Here is a 19,173-nt window from a genome sequence, read left to right on the forward strand (position 1 = left end):
TGTTTGCGACACATTTGCCGAAGCACTAGCTCTCTGTGGGAGCGGCGTGAGCCGCGATCGCGGCAACACGCACGGCCGCGGATCCAGATACGCCGATGACATCGCGACGGCGGAGGACTTGCTTTCGCCATCGGGGCGTTCGCCGGAATCCGCGGTAGCGCGATCGCGGCTCACGCCGCTCCCACGGAGAGCGAACGGCGGCATCCCCGCAGCTCGGCTCCGCCGGGGGCAGTAGCGGCGCAAGGCGGGTCGTGGCCGAAGCTTCTTGGTCGCGGCTTGCGCCGCTCCTACACCTAGGCCGTGGCAGAGCGACGGCGACCTCTGCGCTCAGCTCACCAGACGCAGCACATCGTCGAGCAAACCGGCGGCGGTGACTTCGGCGCCCGCGCCCGGGCCCTGGATCACCAGCGGCTGCTCGCGATAGCGGTCGGACCAGATCGCGACCTTGTTGTCGGTGCCGGCGCCGCCGGCCAGCGGATGATCGGCCGGCAGCGATTCCAGGCCGACCCGCGCTGCGCCGTCCTGCAGGCGCGCGATGAAGCGCAGGCGCTCGCCGTTCTTGTAGGCGGCCGCATAGCGTTCGCGCAGCGGCACGTCCAGCGCCGGCAGCGCGGCGTCGACGCTCTCGCGCGACAGGATCGCCAGCTCCGGCGGCACCAGCGAGGCCACCTCGACCTCGCCGGCCTCCAGCGCCACGCCCGAGGCGCGCGCCAGAATCAGCAGCTTGCGGCGCACGTCCTCGCCGGACAGATCGTCGCGCGGGTCGGGCTCGGTGTAGCCGGCGTCGCGCGCCTGCCGCACCAGCGACGAGAACGGGCGCATGCCGTCGTAGTGATTGAACAGCCAGGCCAGCGAACCCGACAGCACGCCGGCGATCGCGCGGATGCGGTCGCCACCGGCCTGCAGCTCGCGCAGCGAACGCAGCAACGGCAGGCCCGCACCGACCGTGGCGCTGTCGCCGTAGCCGCTGCCGCCGACCGCGCAGGCGCCGCGGATCGCGCGCCAGCGCGCGAGCGAGGTGCCCTGGCCGATCTTGCACGCGGTGACCACGTGGATGCCCTGCGCCAGCCATTGCGCATGACGCTCGGCGACCGCCGCGCTGGCGGTGGCGTCGATCACCACGCGCGCGCCGCCCTCGCCCAAGGCGGCGGCGACGCTATCGAGCGAGCTGGCCTGATGGGCCTCGGCCAGCGCCACGGCCGCGCGTTCCGGCGCGAGGCCGTCGGCGTCGGCCAACGCGCGCCGCGAATTGGCCACGTGCACCAGCCTCAGGCGCTCGCCCAGCGGCAAGCCCTGCCAGCCCTGCAGGCGCGCGAGCACCGCGCTGCCGACCGTGCCGGTGCCGAGCAGGGCCACCCGCGCGGACGCCGCGTTGCGATAGGGATGCGGCGCGAGCGCCTGCTGCGCCTGCGTCTGCAGGACGTCGGCCGCGGCGCTCATCGTTTCGCGCGCGCCGCCGTGGCCACCGCGTCGGCGGCGCGTTCCAGCGCGGCCTCGAGGTCGGCGATCAGGTCGTCGACGTGCTCGATGCCCACCGACAGGCGCAGCAGACCGTCGCCGATACCGGCCGCGGCGCGCGCTTCGGGCGACATCGCCGCGTGGGTCATGGTGGCCGGATGCGCGATCAGGCTCTCCACGCCGCCCAACGACTCGGCCAGGGTGAAGCATTCCAGGCCCTCGACGAAGGCGCGCACCGCCGCTTCGCCGCCTTCGATTTCGACGCTGAGCATGGCGCCGAAGCCGAGCTGCTGGCGCCCCGCGAGCGCGTGGCCCGGGTGCGATTCCAGGCCCGGGTAATGCACCACGCGCACCGCCGGGTGCGCGTCCAGCAGCGCGGCGATGGCCCGGGTGTTCTCCTGATGCACGCGCAGGCGCGCGTCCAGGGTGCGCAGGCCGCGCAGGGTCAGGAAGGCGTCGAACGGCGAGCCGGTCAGGCCCAGCGCGTTCGCCCACCAGGTCAGCTGCTGGTGGTGCTCGGCGTTCTTGGCCACCACCGCGCCGCCGACCACGTCGCTGTGGCCGTTGATGTACTTGGTGGTCGAGTGCACGACCAGGTCGGCGCCGAACGCGATCGGGCGCTGCAGGGCCGGCGACAGGAAGGTGTTGTCGACCACGGTCAGCGCGCCCTGGGCGTGCGCGGCCTCGATCACGAAACGCAGATCGGTGATGCGCAGCAGCGGGTTGGACGGGGTTTCGATCCAGACCACGGCCGGCTTGGTCTGCAGCGCCTCGGTCAGCGAACGCGGATCGGTGAGGTCGGCGGTGATCAGCTCGAACGCGCCCTTGGCGGCCAGCGCGTTGAACAGACGCCAGCTGCCGCCGTAGCCGTCGTGCGGCACCACGATGCGATCGCCGGGCTTGAGGAAGGCGTGCAGCACCAGGGTGATCGCGGCCATGCCTGTGCTGGTGATGACGCCGCCGGCGCCGCCCTCCAGCTCGGCGATCGCCTCGCCGAGCAGATCGCGCGTCGGATTGCCGCTGCGGGTGTAGTCGTACTGACGCTTGTCGTTGTAGCCGGCGAAGCTGAAGTTGGACGACAGCACGATCGGCGGCGTGACCGCGCCGTAGGCCGCGTCGCGGTCGATGCCGGCACGGACGGCGGCGGTGCAGGCGTTGCGGGTGCGGATCTGGGTCACGGCGGTCGTTCCTTCGTTATGGGTGCTCATGCCGCCGCCTGGGTACAGTCGGCCAGCGCTTCGCGCAGGATGGTGTCGATGTCGCCGGCCTCCTTGAGGCAGGCGTCGTGTCCGTAGATCGAGCGCAGCACGCGCAGGCGGGTTTCGCCGCGCAGGCGCTCGACCAGGTCGTAGGATTCGGACAGCGGAATCAGGCGGTCCTCGCTGACCGCGACCACGGTGACGGGCACGCGGATCAGGCTGGGATCGACCTGCTGCAGGTCGATCGATTCGGACAGGCGCAGGAAGGCGGTGGTCGGGGTGCGCGCCACGTACTTGGCGCCGCAATGGTCGAGGTAGTCCTCGGCGTCCACGCGCACGCGGCCGTCGCGCACCTGGGCGGCGCCGAAACGTTCGGCGAACTCCTCCGGCGTGCGGTAGCTCAGCACCGCCAGCTCGCGCGCCAGCGCCAGGCCCTGGCTCTCGTCGCATTGCAGCGCGCCCAGCGCGACCGCGCGGCGCTGCAGCGCGCGCCAGGCGGCGGCATAGGGATGGGCGCGGTGGGTGCCGCTGATCGAGACCAGCGCGCCGACGCGCTGCGGATGGCGCGCGGCGAACTGCAGGCCGACCATGGCGCCGTAGGAATAGCCGACGAAGGCCTCCAGGCGCTCGATCCGCAGCGCGTCCAGCAGCGCCGCGATCGCGTCGGCCTGGTCGGCCGGATCCAGGGCCGCGTCGAGCGCGCCATCGGCGCCCAGCCAATCGAACGCGAGCAGGCGATGACGACTGGGATCGAGGGCGCGGCCGCGGCCGACCTGGGTCTCCCACCAGCCGCCTTCGGGATAGGCGCGGCTGGGGGCGAGGTGGCGGTGGGCGGAGATCCCGCCGGCCACGAACAGCACCGGCAGCGAGGCCTCGCCCTGGATTTCGTAGCGCAGCACCACGCTGCGGCGGCCGGCGTGGCGCAGGTCGAGTTCGAGGCGCAGTTCGCCGCGCACGGCGTCGCGCTCGGCGCTCGCGGCGAGGTAGGCGTCGCTGCGCTCGAACAGGGCCGGAGCCTGCGATAGGGAGGATTCTGCGTAGGCGGTAGCGGGGGCGAAGCTCATGGCGGGCATCCGAAGTGACGGGGCCATCGAGCTTGCAAGTCGCTCGTGCGCGGCAGCGCACGTCGCAACCATCTTCCGACCAACGCCTAGGCGGGCCGCAGGAATTGGCACCTTCACGCGACTTGCGTCGCGTTGGGTTGCCCCGGCTTCTAAGGGCCTGTCCCTCAGCCGGTCTCGATGGATGCGGCCAGTCTGCCCGCGCCACGGAGGCGTGTCAATCGCTTCATCCGCATATAGCGATTAATCATAAGCTCGCGACCGGCATCACAAAAACCCACGCCCGCCGCATACACTTTGCGCCCATGACCCCACGCCTCCTTGTCGCGGCGACGATCGCCGCCCTGCTCGCCGCCTGCGCGACCACGCAGCCCGCTACCGCGCCGGTCGCCGGCACGCCCGGCATCACCTCGATCGCCGAGCGCTACGTCTCGGCGGACACGCCGAAGGAGGAGCTGGATTCGCTCGCCACCTGGCCGACCGAAGACGGCAAGACCTGGCTGATCGCGACCGCCAAGTCGACCCACCGCCTGGACGTGTACGACGCCGACACCGGCGCCGCGCTGCGCACGGTCGGCGGCGAAGGCAAGGCGATCGGCCAGTTCGACCGCCCCAACGGCATCGCGGTGTACGCCGACCACGTGTTCGTGGTCGAGCGCGACAACCACCGCGTGCAGGTGTTCGCCCTGCCCGACTTCACCCCGCTGGGCAGCTTCGGCGAACAGGAACTGCGCAGCCCTTACGGCATCTGGCTGACCGAGACCGAGCCGGGCGAGCTCGAGGTCTACGTCACCGACAGCTTCATGTACGGCAAGAAGTTCGACCAGGTGCCGCCGTGGGCCGAGCTCGACCAGCGCGTGCGCCGCTACCGGGTCCAGTTCGACCAGGACGGCCGCCTGCGCGCCAACTACGGCGGCGCGTTCGGCGACACCAGCGAGGCCGCGGCGCTGCGCATGGTCGAGTCGATCGCCGGCGACCCGGCCAACGACCGCCTGCTGATCGCCGACGAGGACCGTCGCCACGAATCCACGCTGCGCGAGTACACCTTCGGCGGCAAGTACACCGGTCGCAGCCTGCCCGACCGCAGCTTCGGCGCCGAGGCCGAGGGCGTGGCGCTGTGGACCTGTCCGGACGGCGGCGGCTACTGGATCGCGGTCGACCAGCTCGCGCCGCTGACCGTGTTCCACCTGTTCGATCGCGTCACTCTGGCGCCGGTCGGCAGCTTCGAGGGCAAGGTCACCGCGCACACCGACGGCGTCGCCCTGCATGCCGCCTCCACCGCGGCCTTCCCCAGCGGCGCGCTGTTCGCCGTGCACGACGACAAAGCCGTGACCGCGTTCGACCTCGCCGACGTGGCCCACGCGCTAAACTTGAAGCCGGGCTGCACCGAGTAGGAACTCGCATGGTTTGGGGGCCGCGCGCCTTGGCCGTATCGCTGTGCGTGGCGGCTCTGGCCGCCGCGCCGCAGGCGCACGCCGGCAAGATCTACCGTTGGACCGATCGCAGCGGCATCACCCACTACGGCGATCACGTGCCCGAGGCCGCGCCGCCGTCCGAGGTCCAGGTGATCCCGGTCCACAGCGAACCCGGCGCGATCGCGCGCCTGCGCATCGAATCCGACGGCAACCGCTACCTGGCCTGGGCCGACAACAACCTGTCCGGTCCGATCGAGGTCAAGGTCGATTACAGCCAGAGCTACGGCGGCAGCGGCGGCACCTCGACCCTGCCCGCGCGCGCCACCGTGGCCGCGCGCGCGAGCGCGCTGGTGGCGGTGCTGAGCCCGGAGGATTCCGGGCGCGGCATCGAGCTGCAGATGGAAAGCCTGCCCGGCGACCCCAGCGCGCAACCGCGCAACGTCGACTACGTATTGCCGCTGCGCCAGAACAACTTCCGCATCGACCAGGGCTACGGCGGCCAGTTCAGCCACAGCGACCCGGAGAACCGCTACGCGGTCGACTTCGCGGCCGAGATCGGCACGCCGGTGCTGGCCGCGCGCGAGGGCGTGGTGATGCAGGTCGAGTCGGACTTCGAGAAGGCCGGGCTCAACCGCGAAAAGTACGGCGGCCGCGCCAACTTCGTGCGCATCGTCCACGACGACGGCAGCATGGCCCTGTACGCCCACCTCAAGGCCGACGGCGCCCTGGTCCGGGTAGGCCAGCGCGTGCGCGCGGGCCAGCAGATCGGCCTGTCCGGCAATACCGGCTTCACCACCGGGCCGCACCTGCACTTCGCGATCCAGGTCAACCGCGGCATGCGCCTGGAGTCGATTCCGTTCCGGATGACCGGGCCGGCGGGGCCGCTGCGGATTTCGGGCGGGCTTTAAGAGCAAAAGCAAATCCCCCGTCGCCCGCTGCGCGGGCGCCCGCCCCCTTTTTCAAAGGGGGCTAGAGCACGCTAGCCGGCGCGTCGCCCACCTTTCCCGCATGTCGCCCAGCTTTGCCTCTCCCTTTGGAAAAGGGTGAAGGCGCGCGTCTACGAACTGCGGGTTCGTGCGCGCCTGAACGCCGGCGGGCTGTGTCCGCTGGCCGGCCGGATTGAGGGGGCTTTGCTTTCCGCCCGTCCAGGCCCCTCCAGGCCCCCGCCCCGCTACGGGCTATAATCGCGCCCCTACTCCTTACCTTCCGGCGCGCCCGGTGCGCGCCGTCGCCATGTCCGACGTTTCCCTAGAAGCCCTCCGCCGCCGCACCTTTGCGATCATTTCGCATCCCGACGCCGGCAAGACCACCCTCACCGAGAAGCTGCTGCTGTTCGGCGGCGCGATCCAGATGGCCGGCTCGGTCAAGGGCCGCAAGGCCGCGCGCCACGCGACCTCGGACTGGATGGCGCTGGAAAAGGAGCGCGGCATCTCGGTGACCTCCTCGGTGATGCAGTTCCCCTACGAGGGCCGCATCGTCAACCTGCTCGACACGCCCGGCCACGCCGACTTCGGCGAGGACACCTACCGCGTGCTGACCGCGGTCGACTCGGCGCTGATGGTGATCGACGTCGCCAAGGGCGTCGAGGAACGCACGATCAAGCTGATGGAGGTGTGCCGTCTGCGCGACACGCCGATCATGACCTTCATCAACAAGCTCGATCGCGAGGGCAAGAACCCAATCGATCTGCTGGACGAAGTGGAATCGGTGCTGGGCATCCAGTGCGCGCCGATCACCTGGCCGATCGGCATGGGCCAGCGCCTCAAGGGCGTGGTCCACCTGCTCACCGGCGAAGTGCATCTGTTCGAACAGGGCCGCAACTTCACCCGTCAGGATTCGACCATCTTCGCCTCGATCGACGACCCGGCGCTGGAGGCGCGCATCGGCGCGGAGGCCTTGCGCGAAGTGCGCGAGGAACTGGAACTGGTGCAGGGCGCCTCGCACCCGTTCGACAAGCAGGCCTATCTCGAAGGCAAGCAGACCCCGGTGTCGTTCGGCTCGGCGGTCAACAACTTCGGCGTGCAGCTGCTGCTGGACTTCTTCGTCGAACACGCGCCGCCGCCCAAGCCGCGCGAGACCACCGGCCGCGAAGTCGCGGCCACCGAGAACAAGCTCACCGGCTTCGTGTTCAAGATCCAGGCCAACATGGACCCGCAGCACCGCGACCGGGTCGCGTTCATGCGCATCTGCTCGGGCAAGTTCAGCGCCGGCATGAAGGCCTTCCAGGTGCGTACCGGCAAGGAAGTGAAGCTGGCCAACGCGCTGACCTTCATGGCCTCCGACCGCGAGATCGCCGAGACCGCCTACTCCGGCGACGTCATCGGCATCCACAACCACGGCACGATCTCGATCGGCGACAGCTTCACCGAGGGCGAGGCGCTGTCGTTCACCGGCATCCCCAACTTCGCCCCGGAACTGTTCCGGCGCGCGCGCCTGCGCGATCCGCTCAAGCTCAAGCAGTTGCAGAAGGGCCTGGCCCAGTTGTCCGAGGAAGGCGCGACTCAGTTCTTCCGTCCGTTGATGAGCAACGACCTGATCCTGGGCGCGGTCGGCGTGCTGCAGTTCGACGTGGTCGCCTACCGGCTCAAGGACGAATACGGCGTGGACGCCAGCTTCGAGCAGGTCAGCGTGGCCACCGCGCGCTGGATCCGCTGCGCCGACGCCAAGAAGCTGGAGGAGTTCCGCGACAAGAACGCGATGAACCTGGCCCTGGACGCGGCCGGCGAGCTGGTCTACCTGGCGCCCACCCGGGTCAACCTGCAGCTGGCCCAGGAACGCGCCCCGGGCGTGCAATTCCTGGCCACGCGCGAACACGCGCACGCGGTGGCCGTCGACTGATGTCGCGGCTGCGGCAGTGGTGGCTGTACTTGTTGAGCAAGCGTAGCGAAGTCGCCGCGCTGGACTACAAGGACGCCTACATGGCCAAGGTGATCATGGACATCCACCGCCTGCGCGGCGACAAGGCGCAGGCGATGTTGCCGCTGCACGCGCTGCAGCCGATCCACCGCATCGACCGCGAGTCCGCCCGCCAGGCCACGCAGGCGCGCGCCCAGGCGCTGGCCGCGCGCCGCGAGCAGTTGCTGGCCCACGGCCGGCTCGATCTGGCCGCCCTGACCGAGATCATTCCCTCGGTGTCGCAGATCAAGGTCGTGCGCGACGGCGAGCGCTGGCTGGCGTTCGAGGGCAACGGCCGTTTGTACGCGATGCGCGAGGCCTTCGGCGAGGACTGCGCGCTGCTGGTCGAGGTCGAGGAGTACCGCTTCGCGCACCCGCGCAAGATCCAGCGCAGGCTGCGGCGGGTGCGCCGGCTCAACACCCTGGAATGAGGGTGCGCCCGGCGCCGGGCCAAACCACGCACCCCATCACACTTTTCCCCGGGATCGGCTAGCATCGATCCACCGCGGCGGGGACCGCGGCAACCTACTGCAAGGGGAATGCAATGTACCTACTGGGTTTGGCGCTGAGCGTGATCGGCGGCTTGTGGATCATCGTCAACGCGTTTCGCGAAAGCGTGCTTTGGGGACTGGGATCGCTGCTGATCCCGTTGGTCGCGCTGGTCTTCGCGATCATGAACTTTTCCGAGAACAAGATCCCGCTGCTGATCTGCGTGGTCGGCACCGTGCTGACCATCATGGGCATGCCGTCCATGTCCGAGATCGCCGCCACCGCCCAGCCGGCGGCCTGAAGGCGCTGGCCCGGCGCGCGCGTCGCGCCGGGCCTGTTTCAACGCCGCGGCAGCCAGTCGGGTTCGGGCTGGTCGCGGTCGTAATACTCGAAGATCAGGTGGATGCGGTCGCTGTCGCCGGCGTTCTCCACCGCGTGCACCGCCATGTTGCTGACCTCCACCGCCTCGCCTTCGACGAAGTGGTAGCCGACGCCGTCGACGAAGAAGGTCACGCGCTCGTTGGTGATCAGCGGCACGTGCACCTTGTGCGGCCATTTCGCGGCCGGGTTGGCGTCGCGATGCGGCTTGATCACGCCGCCCGGCGCCATCCGCGCCAGCATCACCCGCGGGAAGGCGGCGTTGGCGTAGCCGTAGGGTCGCACCGCCTGCGCCAGCACCGGCTCCAGCAGCTCGCGCCACTGCGCCCACAACGGGCGATCGTAGGAATCGCGCCAGTCCTGGAAGTTGCTGACGAAGCGGAAGACCACGTGGCGGGTCTTGTCCAAGGCCTCGAAGCGGTTGGGCTTGTCGGCGTTCTCGGCGTCCCACACCGCTTCGGGGATCTCCAGCACCGCCGCGCGCAGCGCCGCGATGTCGACCGGCCCGAGCCGGCGTATCGAGGTGGTCTTGCGCGGGTTGGGCTGGATCGGGCTGGCATTCATGGGCGTCGCGTTCATGGCATTGGACCGGGTCAGAACGAATAACCGAACAGCTCCAGATCGCGCTGGTAGAGCTCGCCCACCGCGTCGATCAAGGGCTGGTCATAGTAGTCCCGATAACCGCCGCGGCGGGAACTGTTGACCTGGCCCAACGGGGCGCTGGGGATGCCGATGCGCGCGCAGATGCCGTCGTAGGAGCTCTGCATCTCCTCGACCCGGCCCACGTAGTCGGCCAGCAGTTCGCCGTCGGCGCCGGTGATCAGGCCGTGCTGCGGCTGGAACAGCACGTGCTGCATCGGCCTCGCCTCGAACAGGATATGCCGCATGACCGCCTGCGGGCGCTGCAGGAAGGCGCCGTCGGCGCGGGTCATGAACGCGCAATAGGAAATGAAGCGATCGTAGGGATTGCGCACGAACGCGAACTTGAAATAGCTCGCGAAGGCTTCCTCGCCCAGGAACGGACGCACCTGCTGCAGGCTGAGGTGGCCGTGCTTGATCGCGGCCAGTTCCTCGAACGGGAAGCGCTTGTTCACGAACAAACCGACCTGCTCGATGTCGTCGGCGCTCATGTGCTCGCGCAGGGCCTGGCGGACCGAATGGGTGCCGGTTTTGGGGATCGCGGCAAAAACGAAACGGTGCTGATGGGAGATGATCATGCGTCTAGCCCTGGAATCGGCCTATCCTAAGCCAGCTCCGGGCGCGCCGGGCAGCGTCCAGGCGCGCCGCGCCGGCCACGCCGCTCCGATTCCGAGCATTTGCTCCACCTCCCCCGAGGATGCTGCATCGATGGACAGCGCACGCCCTGGCAGCGAACGGCCCGACCGCGCGACCGCGCTCAACCCGCACGTGGTGTCGGTGCGCGAGGAGATCGCCAACGCGCTCACCCACGGCCTGGGCGCGACCGCCGCGCTGGCCGGCGGCGCGGTCCTGATCACCCTTGCCGCGCTGTACGGCGACGGTTGGCAACTGGTGGGCGCGATCGTGTTCGGGATCAGCCTGCTGCTGCTCTACGTGGCCTCCACGCTTTATCACGCGATCCAGCACCCGATCGCCAAGGCGCGCCTCAAGGTCTTCGACCATTGCGCGATCTATCTGCTGATCGCCGGCACCTACACCCCGTTCACCCTGATCGGCCTGCGCGGCCCCTGGGGCTGGGGCCTGTTCGCGGCGATCTGGGCGCTGGCCTTCGCCGGCATCGTGTTCAAGCTGTTCTACACCGGCCGCTTCAAGCTGCTGTCGACCGGCATCTACATCGCGATGGGCTGGCTGGTGATCGTGGCGATCAAGCCGTTGCTGGGCGCACTGGACACCTGGACCCTGGGCTGGCTGCTCGCCGGCGGGCTCTGCTACACCTTGGGCACGGTGTTCTACCACCGGCCCAAGCTGCCGTATTCGCATGCGATCTGGCATATGTTCGTGATCGCCGGCAGCGTCTGCCATTACATCTCGGTGATGGCGCAGGTGATCCCCGCGCGCTGAACGCGCACGGGCGTCGGCCTGAACGGCGCACAACGCGTTCACCTGCGCTTGACCGACGTGTGGGGATGGTGAGGCCACTCCTAACGAAGGACAGCGGTGCTGGCGCGCCTTAGATGTGCGCCTTCCGGGTGCGGCCCGATCGGGCGGCCCGGAGCCCGCCGATCGGTATGCGCGAGAGCGAGCCCCACCCCAGCCCGGATCCGACCACCCGCCCCAGCGGCGACGCCCAGCCCGCGTACGGGGCGGCGCGCGCCGCGCGGGCGCTGCGACTCCACCCCTGGCGCAGCGCCGCGGCGCTGCTGGCGATCGCGCTGCTGGCGCTGATCGCGTTATGGGATTGGAACTGGCTACGCGGGCCGATCGAGCGCCAGGTGCAGGCGCGCACCGGCCGCGATTTCGACATCGGCGGCGATCTGGACATCGCGCTGGGCCGCACCACGCGCGTGCGCGCCGACGCCGTGCGCTTCGGCGACGCCGCTTGGTCGCGACGCCGAGACATGGCGATCGCCGACCGTCTGCAGTTCGATATCGAGATCTGGCCGCTGCTGCGCGGCGAAGTGCGCATCCCCGATCTGCGCCTGCAACGCCCGCGTCTGCACCTGGAAAACGACGCCAAGCGCGGCGGCAACTGGGTGTTCGGCGAAACCGGCGGCGCCGGTCCGCGCTTCGATCGCGTCTGGATCGACCAGGGCGAGCTGAGCTTCGTGGATCCGGTCAGCCGCAGCGACATGCGTTTCGAGATCGCCAGCCTGGCGCCGGGCGCGAACGACGCCGCCGCGCCTATCGCCGCGCGCGGCGGCGGACGCTGGAAGGGCAATCGCTTCAGCTTGCAGGGCCGCGCCGAGTCGCCGCTGGAACTGCGCGATCGCGAACGCCCGTACCGTCTGGATCTGCGCGCCACCGCCGGCGCCACCCGCGCGCACGCGCGTGGCAGCCTGGTCGATCCGCTGCGATTGCGCGACTTCGATCTGCGCCTGGCGCTGTCGGGCCAGGATCTGGCCGACCTGTATCCGCTGATCGGCGTGGCCACGCCGCCGACGCCGCCTTACGCGCTGGACGGACGTCTCACCCGCGACATCGCCGGCGCACGCACCACCTGGCACTACGACGATTTCACCGGCAAGGTCGGCGACAGCGACCTGAGCGGACGCGCCAGCGTCGAGACCGGCGGCGCGCGCCCCTATCTGCGCGCCGACCTGCGCTCGCGCCGGCTCGACTTCGACGACCTCGGCGGCTTCGTCGGCGCCGCGCCGCAAACCGGGCGCGGCGAATCCAGCAATCCCGAACTGGCCGCCCTGGCCGCGCGCGAACGCGCGAGCATGCGGGTGCTGCCGGATACGCCCTACCGCCTGGACAAGCTGCGCGCGATGGACGCCGACGTGCGCTGGAAGGCGCAGCGCATCAACGCGCCGGGCTGGCCGATCGACGACATGGACGCGCATCTGCTGCTGGAAGGCGGCGTGCTGCGCCTGCAGCCGCTGGACTTCGGCGTCGCCGACGGCCGCATCCGCTCGACCGTGCGCATGGACGCGCGCCAAGCCACCATCGCCACCCATGCGCAGATCGACGCGCGCGGGCTGACCCTGGCCAAGCTGCTGCCGGGCGTGGAGCTGGCGCGCGACGCGGTCGGCAAGGTCGGCGGACAGATAGCCCTGGACGGACGCGGCAATTCCATCGCCGACATGCTCGGCAGCAGCGACGGCGATATCGCGCTGGGCATGGGGCCGGGCCGGATCAGCAATCTGCTGATGGAGTTCACCGGTATCGATATCGCCGAGATCATCAAGTTCAAGCTCGGTCACGACCGCCAGATTCCGATCCGCTGCGCGTTCGGCGATTTCGAGGTGCGCGAGGGCGTGATGCGCACCCGCGCGCTGGCCTTCGACACCAGCGATACCTTGCTGGTCGGCGACGGCAAGATCGACCTCGGCGACGAAACCCTGGACCTGATCCTGCGCGCACGCCCCAAGGACCGCAGCCTGTTTACGCTGCGCTCGCCGCTGAAGGTCTCGGGCACGTTCAAGCACCCCAAGGCCAAGCCCGACTACGCGCGCCTGGGCCTGCGCGGCGCGGCCGCGCTGGCGTTGGGCACGATCGCGCCGCCGGCGGCGCTGCTGGCGACGATAGAACTGGGGCCGGGCAAGGATGCCGCGTGTGGCGGCAAGTACGCGCGTTGAGCGGTGCGGGCCTGCGGGCGCGGTGACGACCGCAGCAGCGCGCGAGTCCGGGCGAGACGACGATGCGGTTCGCTGGCGCTCACCGCATCCTACGGGAGCGGCCGCTCAGCTCGCGATGTAGCGCTGCAGCTGATCCAACTCGAGCTGCTGGTCCTCGATCACCGCCTTGACCAGATCGCCGATCGACACCACGCCCAGCACTTGCCCGCTCTGCAGCACCGGCAGATGGCGGATGCGGCGGTCGGTGACGATCTGCATGCAACGCTCGGCGCTGTCGTCCAGGCCGACGCTGACCACCTCGGCGGTCATGATGTCGCGCACCGGGGTGTCGGCCGAGGAGCGCCCTTGGAGTACGACTTTGCGCGCGTAGTCGCGCTCGGACAGGATCCCGGTCAGACGCGGGCCTTCCATCACCAGCACCGCGCCTATGCGTTTTTCCGCCATCAGCCGGATCGCGTCGATCACCGGCGCGTCCGGGCCGATCGCGAAGACTTCAGATGCTTTCGCTTCTAGCAGTTGCCGCACGGTGCGCATGGCCTTCTCCTTCGGCGATCTGGGAGGGGGGCAGCGAGCCCTGGCCCGAGGATACTCCTGCCGCCGGCTGCCAGGTGTCGACGAGGTACAGCGGCCGCTGCTTGGATTCCTCGTACAGCCGGCCCAGGTATTCGCCGATCAGGCCCAGCGCGATCAGCTGCACGCCGCCCAGGAACAGGATCACCGCCATCATGGTCGGCCAGCCCGCAACCGGGTCGCCCCAGAGCAGGGCCTTGGCCACCACCCACACGCCGAAGCCGAACGCGAACAGCGCGGTCGCCAGGCCCATATAGGTCGCCAGCCGCAGCGGCGCGGTCGAGAAACTGGTGATGCCTTCCAGGGCCAGGTTCCACAGCCGCCAGAAATTGAACTTGCTGGCGCCGGCCACGCGCGCCTCGCGGTGGTAAGGCAAGGCGACCCGGTTGTAGCCGACCCAGCCGAACAGGCCCTTCATGAAGCGGTGGCGCTCGCGCAGCTGGCGTAGCCCGGTCAGGGCGCGCTCGGACAGCAGGCGGAAATCGCCGGTGTCGGCCGGAATCGGGGTCTTCGACAGGCGCCCGATCACCCGATAGAAGGCGTGCGCGGTGCTGCGCTTGAGCCAGCTTTCGCCCTCGCGTTCGATGCGGGTGCCGTAGACGTCGTCGTAACCCTCGCGCCACTTGGCGACGAAGGCGGCGATCAGCTCCGGCGGGTCCTGGCCGTCGGCGTCCAGGATCAGGGCGGCGCCGCGCTCGACCCGGTCCAGGCCGGCGGTCAGCGCCAGTTCCTTGCCGAAATTGCGCGACAGGCGCAGCAGGGCGATGCGCGGATCGGCCGCGGCCAGGCCTTCCAGCACGCGCCAGGTCGCGTCGCGGCTGCCGTCGTCCACGTACAGCACGCGCCCCTCGACGCCGTCGGCGGCGATCGCATCCAGGGCCGCGGCGATGCGCGGCTGCAGCAGCGGCAGGCTCTCGGCCTCGTTATAGGCGGCGACGACGACGGTCAGCAGATCGCGATTCATGCCTTCAATCATAGCCGGCGGCGCGGGTGGCGGTTTTCGACGCCATCGCAACGTCGCTGAAAACTGGCCGCGCCACCCTGAGCGGTGCCGACCCGCCACCGTCATGGAGCCGATCATGCCCACCGATGCCCGCTACCACGTGCTGTTCCTGTGCACCGGCAATTCCGCGCGCAGCGCGATGGCCGAGGCCCTGCTCAACACCCTGGGCGGCGACCGCTTCCGCGCCTGGAGCGCGGGCAGCCGTCCGGCCGGCTTCATCCAGCCCATGGCCGCCGAGCTCGCGGCCAAGCTGGGCTACGACCCGGCGCGCCTGCGCAGCAAGCACTGGGACGAGTTCGCCGGCGCCGACGCGCCGCGCATGGACATGGTGATCACCGTCTGCGACGCCGCCGCCGGCGAGTCATGCCCGGTGCGCCTGGGCGAGGCCGCGACCGCGCATTGGGGCGTGGCGGATCCGGCCGCCGCGGTCGGCGACGAGGACGCGCGCCGCCAGGCCTATGTGGCCGCGTTCGCGCTGCTGCGCCGGCGCGTCGAACTGCTGTTGTCGCTGCCGTTGGACAAGCTGGACCGCCTGGTCGCGCAGGATCGCCTGCGCGACATCGGCCGCGGCGCCTGAGCGCGCTTCAGTCGATCTGCTTGAGGTAGCCGCTGCCGCCGATGTAGCGCATCTGGCGCTGGATCGCGTTGGCGCGGCGCTGCACGTAAGGGCCTGGGCGCGCGATGCTGTAGCGCTTGGGATTGGGCAGCACCGCGGCCATGCGCGCGGCCTCGGCCGGGCCCAGGCGCGCGGCGTCCTTGCGGAAGTAGGTGCGCGCGGCGGCCTGCGCGCCGTACACGCCGTCGCCGAACTCGGCGATGTTGGCGTAGACCTCGATGATGCGGTGCTTGGGCCACATCACTTCGATCAGCAGGGTGTACCAGGCCTCGATGCCCTTGCGCACCCAGCTGCGCCCGCTCCACAGGAACAGGTTCTTGGCGGTCTGCTGGCTGATGGTGCTGCCGCCGCGAACCTTGCGGCCGCGCGCGTTGTTCTTGCGCGCCTTCTCGATGGCCTTGAGGTCGAAGCCGAAATGTTCGGCGAAGTTCTGGTCCTCGGAGGCCACCAGCGCCACCGGCACGTTGGAGGAGATCTCGTCCAGGTCGCGCCAGTCGTAGGCGACGCGGAAGCCGAAGTCGCCGCTGCCCCAGGCCTGGAACTGGCGCACGGCCATGAAGGCGCTGAACGGCGGATCGATAAAGCGCAGCACCGCGACCTGCAGGATCGAGGCGGCCAGGAACAGGAAAGGCAGCGCGATCAGCCAGCGCAGCCAGCGGCGGCGCCGGCGCGGGGCCGGCGGCGCGGGGACGGTCTCGTTCACGACTTGCACTGTCTGCACTCCATCCCCATCTTGGCCGGTCTCCCCTTTCACGCGGTCGCGCGCATTATCCGCGATCGGACCAGCATCCAGCGCGCGCCGCGCACGAGTCCACTCATGAACGATTCCAGCCCCGCCCCCACCGACGCCGCCAGCCAGGACCACGACCGCCTGACCCGGTTCCTGATCGAAGGCGCCGGCGTGCGCGGCGTGCACGTGCACCTGGACCAGACCTGGCGCCAGATCCGCGAACGCTCCGAGTATCCGCCCGCGGCCGCCGAGCTGCTGGGCGAGGCCGCGGCCGCGGCGGCGCTGTTCACCGGCCACGCCAAGGTCGAAGGCCGGCTGTCGGTGCAACTGCGCGGCGACGGCGCCCTGCGCACCCTGTTCGCCGAGTGCACCGCCGCCGGCACCCTGCGCGGCATCGCCCAGCTGGCCGAGGACGGCGGCGAGGTCTCGCGCGACCTGCGCCAGCTCGGTCCGGACGCGGTGCTGGCGATCACCATCGAGAACCCGCCGATCGGCGGGCGCGCCGGCGACGACCGCGATCCGGCCCGCTACCAGGGCCTGGTGGCGCTGGATTCGGACTCGCTCAGCGGCGCCTTCGAAGACTATTTCCGCCAGTCCGAGCAGCTGCCGACCCGTTTGCTGCTGGCCGCCGATGGCGAGCGCGCGGCCGGCCTGATGCTGCAGAAGCTGCCCGGCGACGGCGGCGACGAGGACGGCTGGACCCGCGCCGGGGCCCTGTTCGACACCCTCCAGGCCGGCGAGCTGCTGGGTTGGGACACCGCCACCCTGCTGACCCGCCTGTTCCACGAGGACGGGGTCCAGTTGCTGGGCGGCAAGCCCCTGAGCTTCGCCTGCTCTTGCTCGCGCGAGCGGGTCGAGGCCATGCTGGTCTCGCTGGGCCAGGAAGAGGCCGAGGCGGCGGCCGCGGCGGCCGACGGCGAGGCCCAGGTCCGGTGCGAGTTCTGCGGCCAGAGCTATCGTTTCAACAGTAACCAAATCAGTCACTTGTTCGCGGTGGCGGCCTCCGAGGTCGCCGCCCCCGACCGGTTGCAATAGGCCCTTCACACGCCCGTCTCGGTTTGTTAAATAAACATAAACCGTCTATAGTCTTCATCCAGTTCTAGGGGAACTTGACCGGCCCCGCCCGGTCGTATCGTCACCATGCAAGCACGCTCGCTACGTCTGTCGTTCGCCTTGATGCTCGCCTTCGGCGCGGCATCGGCTGCGCATGCGCAAACCGCGAAGCGCAGCGATACGACGTATCTGCCGGTCTGGAACCAGTCCAACGGCAAGGTCGAATACCTGTTGCAGCTCGAGCCCACCAATGCACCGGTGGCCGGCGCGCGTTGGCGCGTAGGCAGCAATTCGCTGGACGCCGCGTTCGGTCTGGATGCGGGCGACACCCTGGGCCTGGTCTGCGATCGCAAGACCGGCTTGGCCGGCGCGATCGGCAATCTCGCCAATCACTGCATGCTGGCCGCGCTCGACGAAGACGATCGCGGCGGTTCGCGTCAGGTCTCCGCGGGCGCCGCGCTCAGCCGCCCCGGCGGCAAGATCGGGCTCTCGATCGGCAACGGCAAGGACACCCTGCCGGCCTGGCTGAGCCCGAACGGCCGCAACAGCAAGCTCGATCAGAACACCCTGACCGTCTACGGCCAGAAGAACATCGGCCGCGAGGCCACGGTCTCGATCGGCGGCACCTGGGCGCGCGCGCGCCTGATTCCGGCCGGCGAAATGCCGACCATCGCCGACCGCTGGAACAGCAAAAGCCTCACCATCGGCGCCGGCTACGGCAACTTCGGCGCCAACATCGTCGGCCGCGTGGTCGACACGCCCGGGCAGCCGGGTCAGTGGGAAGGTCTGGGCGTCGGCCTGACCTGGCGCACGCCCTGGAGCGGACAGCTCACGGTCGGTGCCGAAAACGTGATTACGCGCGGCAAGAATCCGTTCGCGCCGGGCAACACCGACAAGGACGAAGGCACCGTGCCTTACGTCCGTTACGAGCAAGACCTCTAAGGCATCGCCTTCGGCGCGTCGGGTCTTCGACGCGCACTCTCGAATCGCCCGCACCGGATCGGCCACCCCAGGCCGATGCTTCGTCGCGTCTCTGCGTTGGCGCATGACCCGCTCCGCCCGGGCCTGACGAAGCGCATCGCCTTGGATGCGCAGCGCCCGAACGCCTCCAGCCGGCCCCACCACCCGATGCCGACAGCCTCGGCGCGCACCCCGACAGCGGCGCGCAGGTCTCCCGGAGTGCGCATGCGTCGCTGAACCGTGCCCCCTTTGCGCCAAACCGATGCCGCGCTTCGCCATCCGAGGCATTAATTCGACCGCCAATCGCGCCAATCACGTGCAGAAAACACTGTACGCATGCGTATTTAGGCTTGAAATTCAACGTCCTGCCGCTCAGTCGGAACGCCAGCTGAATAACGTGAAGAATTTGTCAAAAGACGACGTTTAACGACACTTTAATTACTCACTTCCGACGGCTAGTATCGGCGCCACCTTGCAGGAATTGGCGTCTTATTTGACTCCACCAGCTTGGTCCCATGGGTACCACCAATTCCGATTTTCTGGAGAGAGAGATGACCTTCAAGACCACCCAGCTCCGCGACGCGATTACCTTCGCGCTCGCCGTGGGCGCCACTGCCGCTGCCGGCACGGGTGTGGCCTTTGCTCAGGAAGAGAGCAAGGACCCGACCACCCTCGACCGCATCGAAGTGACCGGTTCGCGCATCAAGCGCGCCGATATCGAAACCTCGCAGCCGATCTTCTCGCTCAGCCGCGAAGACATCAGCGCGCAGGGCCTGACCTCGGTCGGCGACGTGATCCAGAACATCACGTCCAACGGCTCGACGCTGAACAGCACCTTCAACAACGGCGGCAACGGCGAGACCCGCGTCAACCTGCGTAACGTCGGTTCCAACCGCACCCTGGTGCTGGTCAACGGCCGTCGTTGGGTCGGCGGCACCGGTCTGGGTGGCGCGGTCGACCTCAACACCATCCCGACCGCCGCGGTCGAGCGCATCGAAGTCCTGAAGGACGGCGCCTCGACGATCTACGGTTCGGACGCCATCGCCGGCGTGGTCAACGTGATCCTGCGCCGCAACTTCGAAGGCGCTGAAGCCAACGCTTACATCGGCGCGTTCGACAAGGGCGACGG

General features: G+C 69.5%; 19 protein-coding genes and 1 riboswitch. Of the genes, 11 read left to right on the top strand and 8 right to left on the bottom strand.

The genetic code is table 11. From position 1 onward, the window contains the following. Positions 1 to 327: 327 nt before the first annotated feature. The 3 genes from BMZ45_RS02610 to BMZ45_RS02620 all read right to left on the bottom strand — a co-directional run bounded on the left by BMZ45_RS02610 (position 328) and on the right by BMZ45_RS02620 (position 3,793). Positions 328 to 1,440, bottom strand: coding sequence for a homoserine dehydrogenase (locus tag BMZ45_RS02610; RefSeq protein WP_091632094.1), 1,113 nt, complete (start codon positions 1,438 to 1,440; stop codon positions 328 to 330). Further along, complete coding sequence (locus BMZ45_RS02615) at positions 1,437 to 2,666, bottom strand: O-succinylhomoserine (thiol)-lyase (protein WP_091632095.1); 1,230 nt, start codon at positions 2,664 to 2,666, stop codon at positions 1,437 to 1,439. Before BMZ45_RS02615 ends, BMZ45_RS02610 begins: the two co-directional genes overlap by 4 nt. Further along, positions 2,663 to 3,793, bottom strand: a complete 1,131-nt coding sequence (locus BMZ45_RS02620) for a homoserine O-succinyltransferase MetX (protein WP_343124198.1) — start codon at positions 3,791 to 3,793, stop codon at positions 2,663 to 2,665. The genes BMZ45_RS02615 and BMZ45_RS02620 overlap by 4 nt, the downstream gene beginning before the upstream one ends. After that, a riboswitch (SAM riboswitch) is annotated at positions 3,787 to 3,905 on the bottom strand. (Overlaps the previous gene by 7 nt.) A 118-nt stretch (positions 3,906 to 4,023) precedes the next feature. Here BMZ45_RS02620 and BMZ45_RS02625 point away from each other — a divergent pair. The 5 genes from BMZ45_RS02625 (at position 4,024) to BMZ45_RS02645 (ending at position 8,818) form a co-directional block, all read left to right on the top strand. Beyond that, entirely contained in the window at positions 4,024 to 5,112 is a 1,089-nt protein-coding gene (locus tag BMZ45_RS02625; RefSeq protein ID WP_091632101.1) for a hypothetical protein, read from the top strand. A gap of 8 nt (positions 5,113 to 5,120) precedes the next feature. Next, complete coding sequence (locus BMZ45_RS02630; RefSeq protein ID WP_091632105.1) at positions 5,121 to 6,041, top strand: M23 family metallopeptidase; 921 nt, start codon at positions 5,121 to 5,123, stop codon at positions 6,039 to 6,041. Between the two features lie 325 nt (positions 6,042 to 6,366). Further along, positions 6,367 to 7,971, top strand: coding sequence for a peptide chain release factor 3 (locus BMZ45_RS02635; protein ID WP_091633983.1), 1,605 nt, complete (start codon positions 6,367 to 6,369; stop codon positions 7,969 to 7,971). Beyond that, complete coding sequence (locus BMZ45_RS02640) at positions 7,971 to 8,459, top strand: hypothetical protein (protein WP_091632108.1); 489 nt, start codon at positions 7,971 to 7,973, stop codon at positions 8,457 to 8,459. The genes BMZ45_RS02635 and BMZ45_RS02640 overlap by 1 nt, the downstream gene beginning before the upstream one ends. A 113-nt stretch (positions 8,460 to 8,572) precedes the next feature. Continuing rightward, on the top strand, positions 8,573 to 8,818 hold the full coding sequence (locus BMZ45_RS02645; RefSeq protein WP_056182651.1) for a hypothetical protein: 246 nt from the start codon (positions 8,573 to 8,575) through the stop codon (positions 8,816 to 8,818). 38 nt (positions 8,819 to 8,856) lie between these two features. On the opposite strand, the gene BMZ45_RS02650 is transcribed toward BMZ45_RS02645, so the two are convergent. Both BMZ45_RS02650 and BMZ45_RS02655 read right to left on the bottom strand, forming a co-directional pair. Further along, positions 8,857 to 9,459, bottom strand: a complete 603-nt coding sequence (locus BMZ45_RS02650; RefSeq protein WP_056183183.1) for an aspartyl/asparaginyl beta-hydroxylase domain-containing protein — start codon at positions 9,457 to 9,459, stop codon at positions 8,857 to 8,859. A gap of 29 nt (positions 9,460 to 9,488) precedes the next feature. Next, the gene (locus BMZ45_RS02655) at positions 9,489 to 10,112 is read right to left on the bottom strand and encodes a sulfotransferase family 2 domain-containing protein (RefSeq protein WP_091632111.1); all 624 of its coding nucleotides are present in this window, start codon (positions 10,110 to 10,112) and stop codon (positions 9,489 to 9,491) included. A gap of 130 nt (positions 10,113 to 10,242) precedes the next feature. Here BMZ45_RS02655 and BMZ45_RS02660 point away from each other — a divergent pair, with 130 nt between their 5' ends. Together BMZ45_RS02660 and BMZ45_RS02665 are read left to right on the top strand one after the other, a co-directional pair. Then, positions 10,243 to 10,935: a PAQR family membrane homeostasis protein TrhA gene (locus BMZ45_RS02660; protein ID WP_091632114.1), complete on the top strand. Its 693-nt coding sequence runs from the start codon at positions 10,243 to 10,245 to the stop codon at positions 10,933 to 10,935. A gap of 167 nt (positions 10,936 to 11,102) precedes the next feature. Further along, positions 11,103 to 13,112 (top strand): AsmA family protein, encoded by a 2,010-nt coding sequence (locus BMZ45_RS02665; protein ID WP_091632116.1) that lies wholly within the window; start codon positions 11,103 to 11,105, stop codon positions 13,110 to 13,112. A gap of 105 nt (positions 13,113 to 13,217) precedes the next feature. Here the strand turns inward: BMZ45_RS02665 and BMZ45_RS02670 are convergent, their stop codons facing one another. Then, on the bottom strand, positions 13,218 to 13,646 hold the full coding sequence (locus BMZ45_RS02670; RefSeq protein WP_091632119.1) for a CBS domain-containing protein: 429 nt from the start codon (positions 13,644 to 13,646) through the stop codon (positions 13,218 to 13,220). Next, positions 13,606 to 14,646 (bottom strand): glycosyltransferase family 2 protein, encoded by a 1,041-nt coding sequence (locus tag BMZ45_RS02675; protein WP_091632122.1) that lies wholly within the window; start codon positions 14,644 to 14,646, stop codon positions 13,606 to 13,608. Before BMZ45_RS02675 ends, BMZ45_RS02670 begins: the two co-directional genes overlap by 41 nt. 115 nt (positions 14,647 to 14,761) lie before the next feature. On the opposite strand from BMZ45_RS02675, the gene BMZ45_RS02680 reads away from it, so the two are divergent. Continuing rightward, positions 14,762 to 15,262: an arsenate reductase ArsC gene (locus BMZ45_RS02680; RefSeq protein ID WP_091633986.1), complete on the top strand. Its 501-nt coding sequence runs from the start codon at positions 14,762 to 14,764 to the stop codon at positions 15,260 to 15,262. 7 nt (positions 15,263 to 15,269) lie between these two features. Here the strand turns inward: BMZ45_RS02680 and mtgA are convergent, their stop codons facing one another. Next, positions 15,270 to 16,004, bottom strand: coding sequence for a monofunctional biosynthetic peptidoglycan transglycosylase (mtgA, locus tag BMZ45_RS02685; RefSeq protein WP_254776511.1), 735 nt, complete (start codon positions 16,002 to 16,004; stop codon positions 15,270 to 15,272). A 114-nt stretch (positions 16,005 to 16,118) separates the two neighbouring features. Here mtgA and BMZ45_RS02690 point away from each other — a divergent pair, with 114 nt between their 5' ends. From BMZ45_RS02690 to BMZ45_RS02700, 3 genes are all read left to right on the top strand, one after another. After that, a complete protein-coding gene (locus BMZ45_RS02690; RefSeq protein ID WP_091632127.1) occupies positions 16,119 to 17,066 on the top strand; it encodes an Hsp33 family molecular chaperone HslO in 948 nt (315 codons plus the stop codon). 141 nt (positions 17,067 to 17,207) lie between these two features. Then, on the top strand, positions 17,208 to 18,026 hold the full coding sequence (locus tag BMZ45_RS02695) for an XOO1806 family protein (RefSeq protein WP_175488960.1): 819 nt from the start codon (positions 17,208 to 17,210) through the stop codon (positions 18,024 to 18,026). A 569-nt stretch (positions 18,027 to 18,595) separates the two neighbouring features. Continuing rightward, positions 18,596 to 19,173: TonB-dependent receptor plug domain-containing protein (locus BMZ45_RS02700; RefSeq protein ID WP_175488961.1), on the top strand; the 578-nt coding region annotated here is incomplete at its 3' end.

Source organism: Lysobacter sp. cf310 (assembly GCF_900114355.1).
GTDB lineage: Bacteria > Pseudomonadota > Gammaproteobacteria > Xanthomonadales > Xanthomonadaceae > Lysobacter.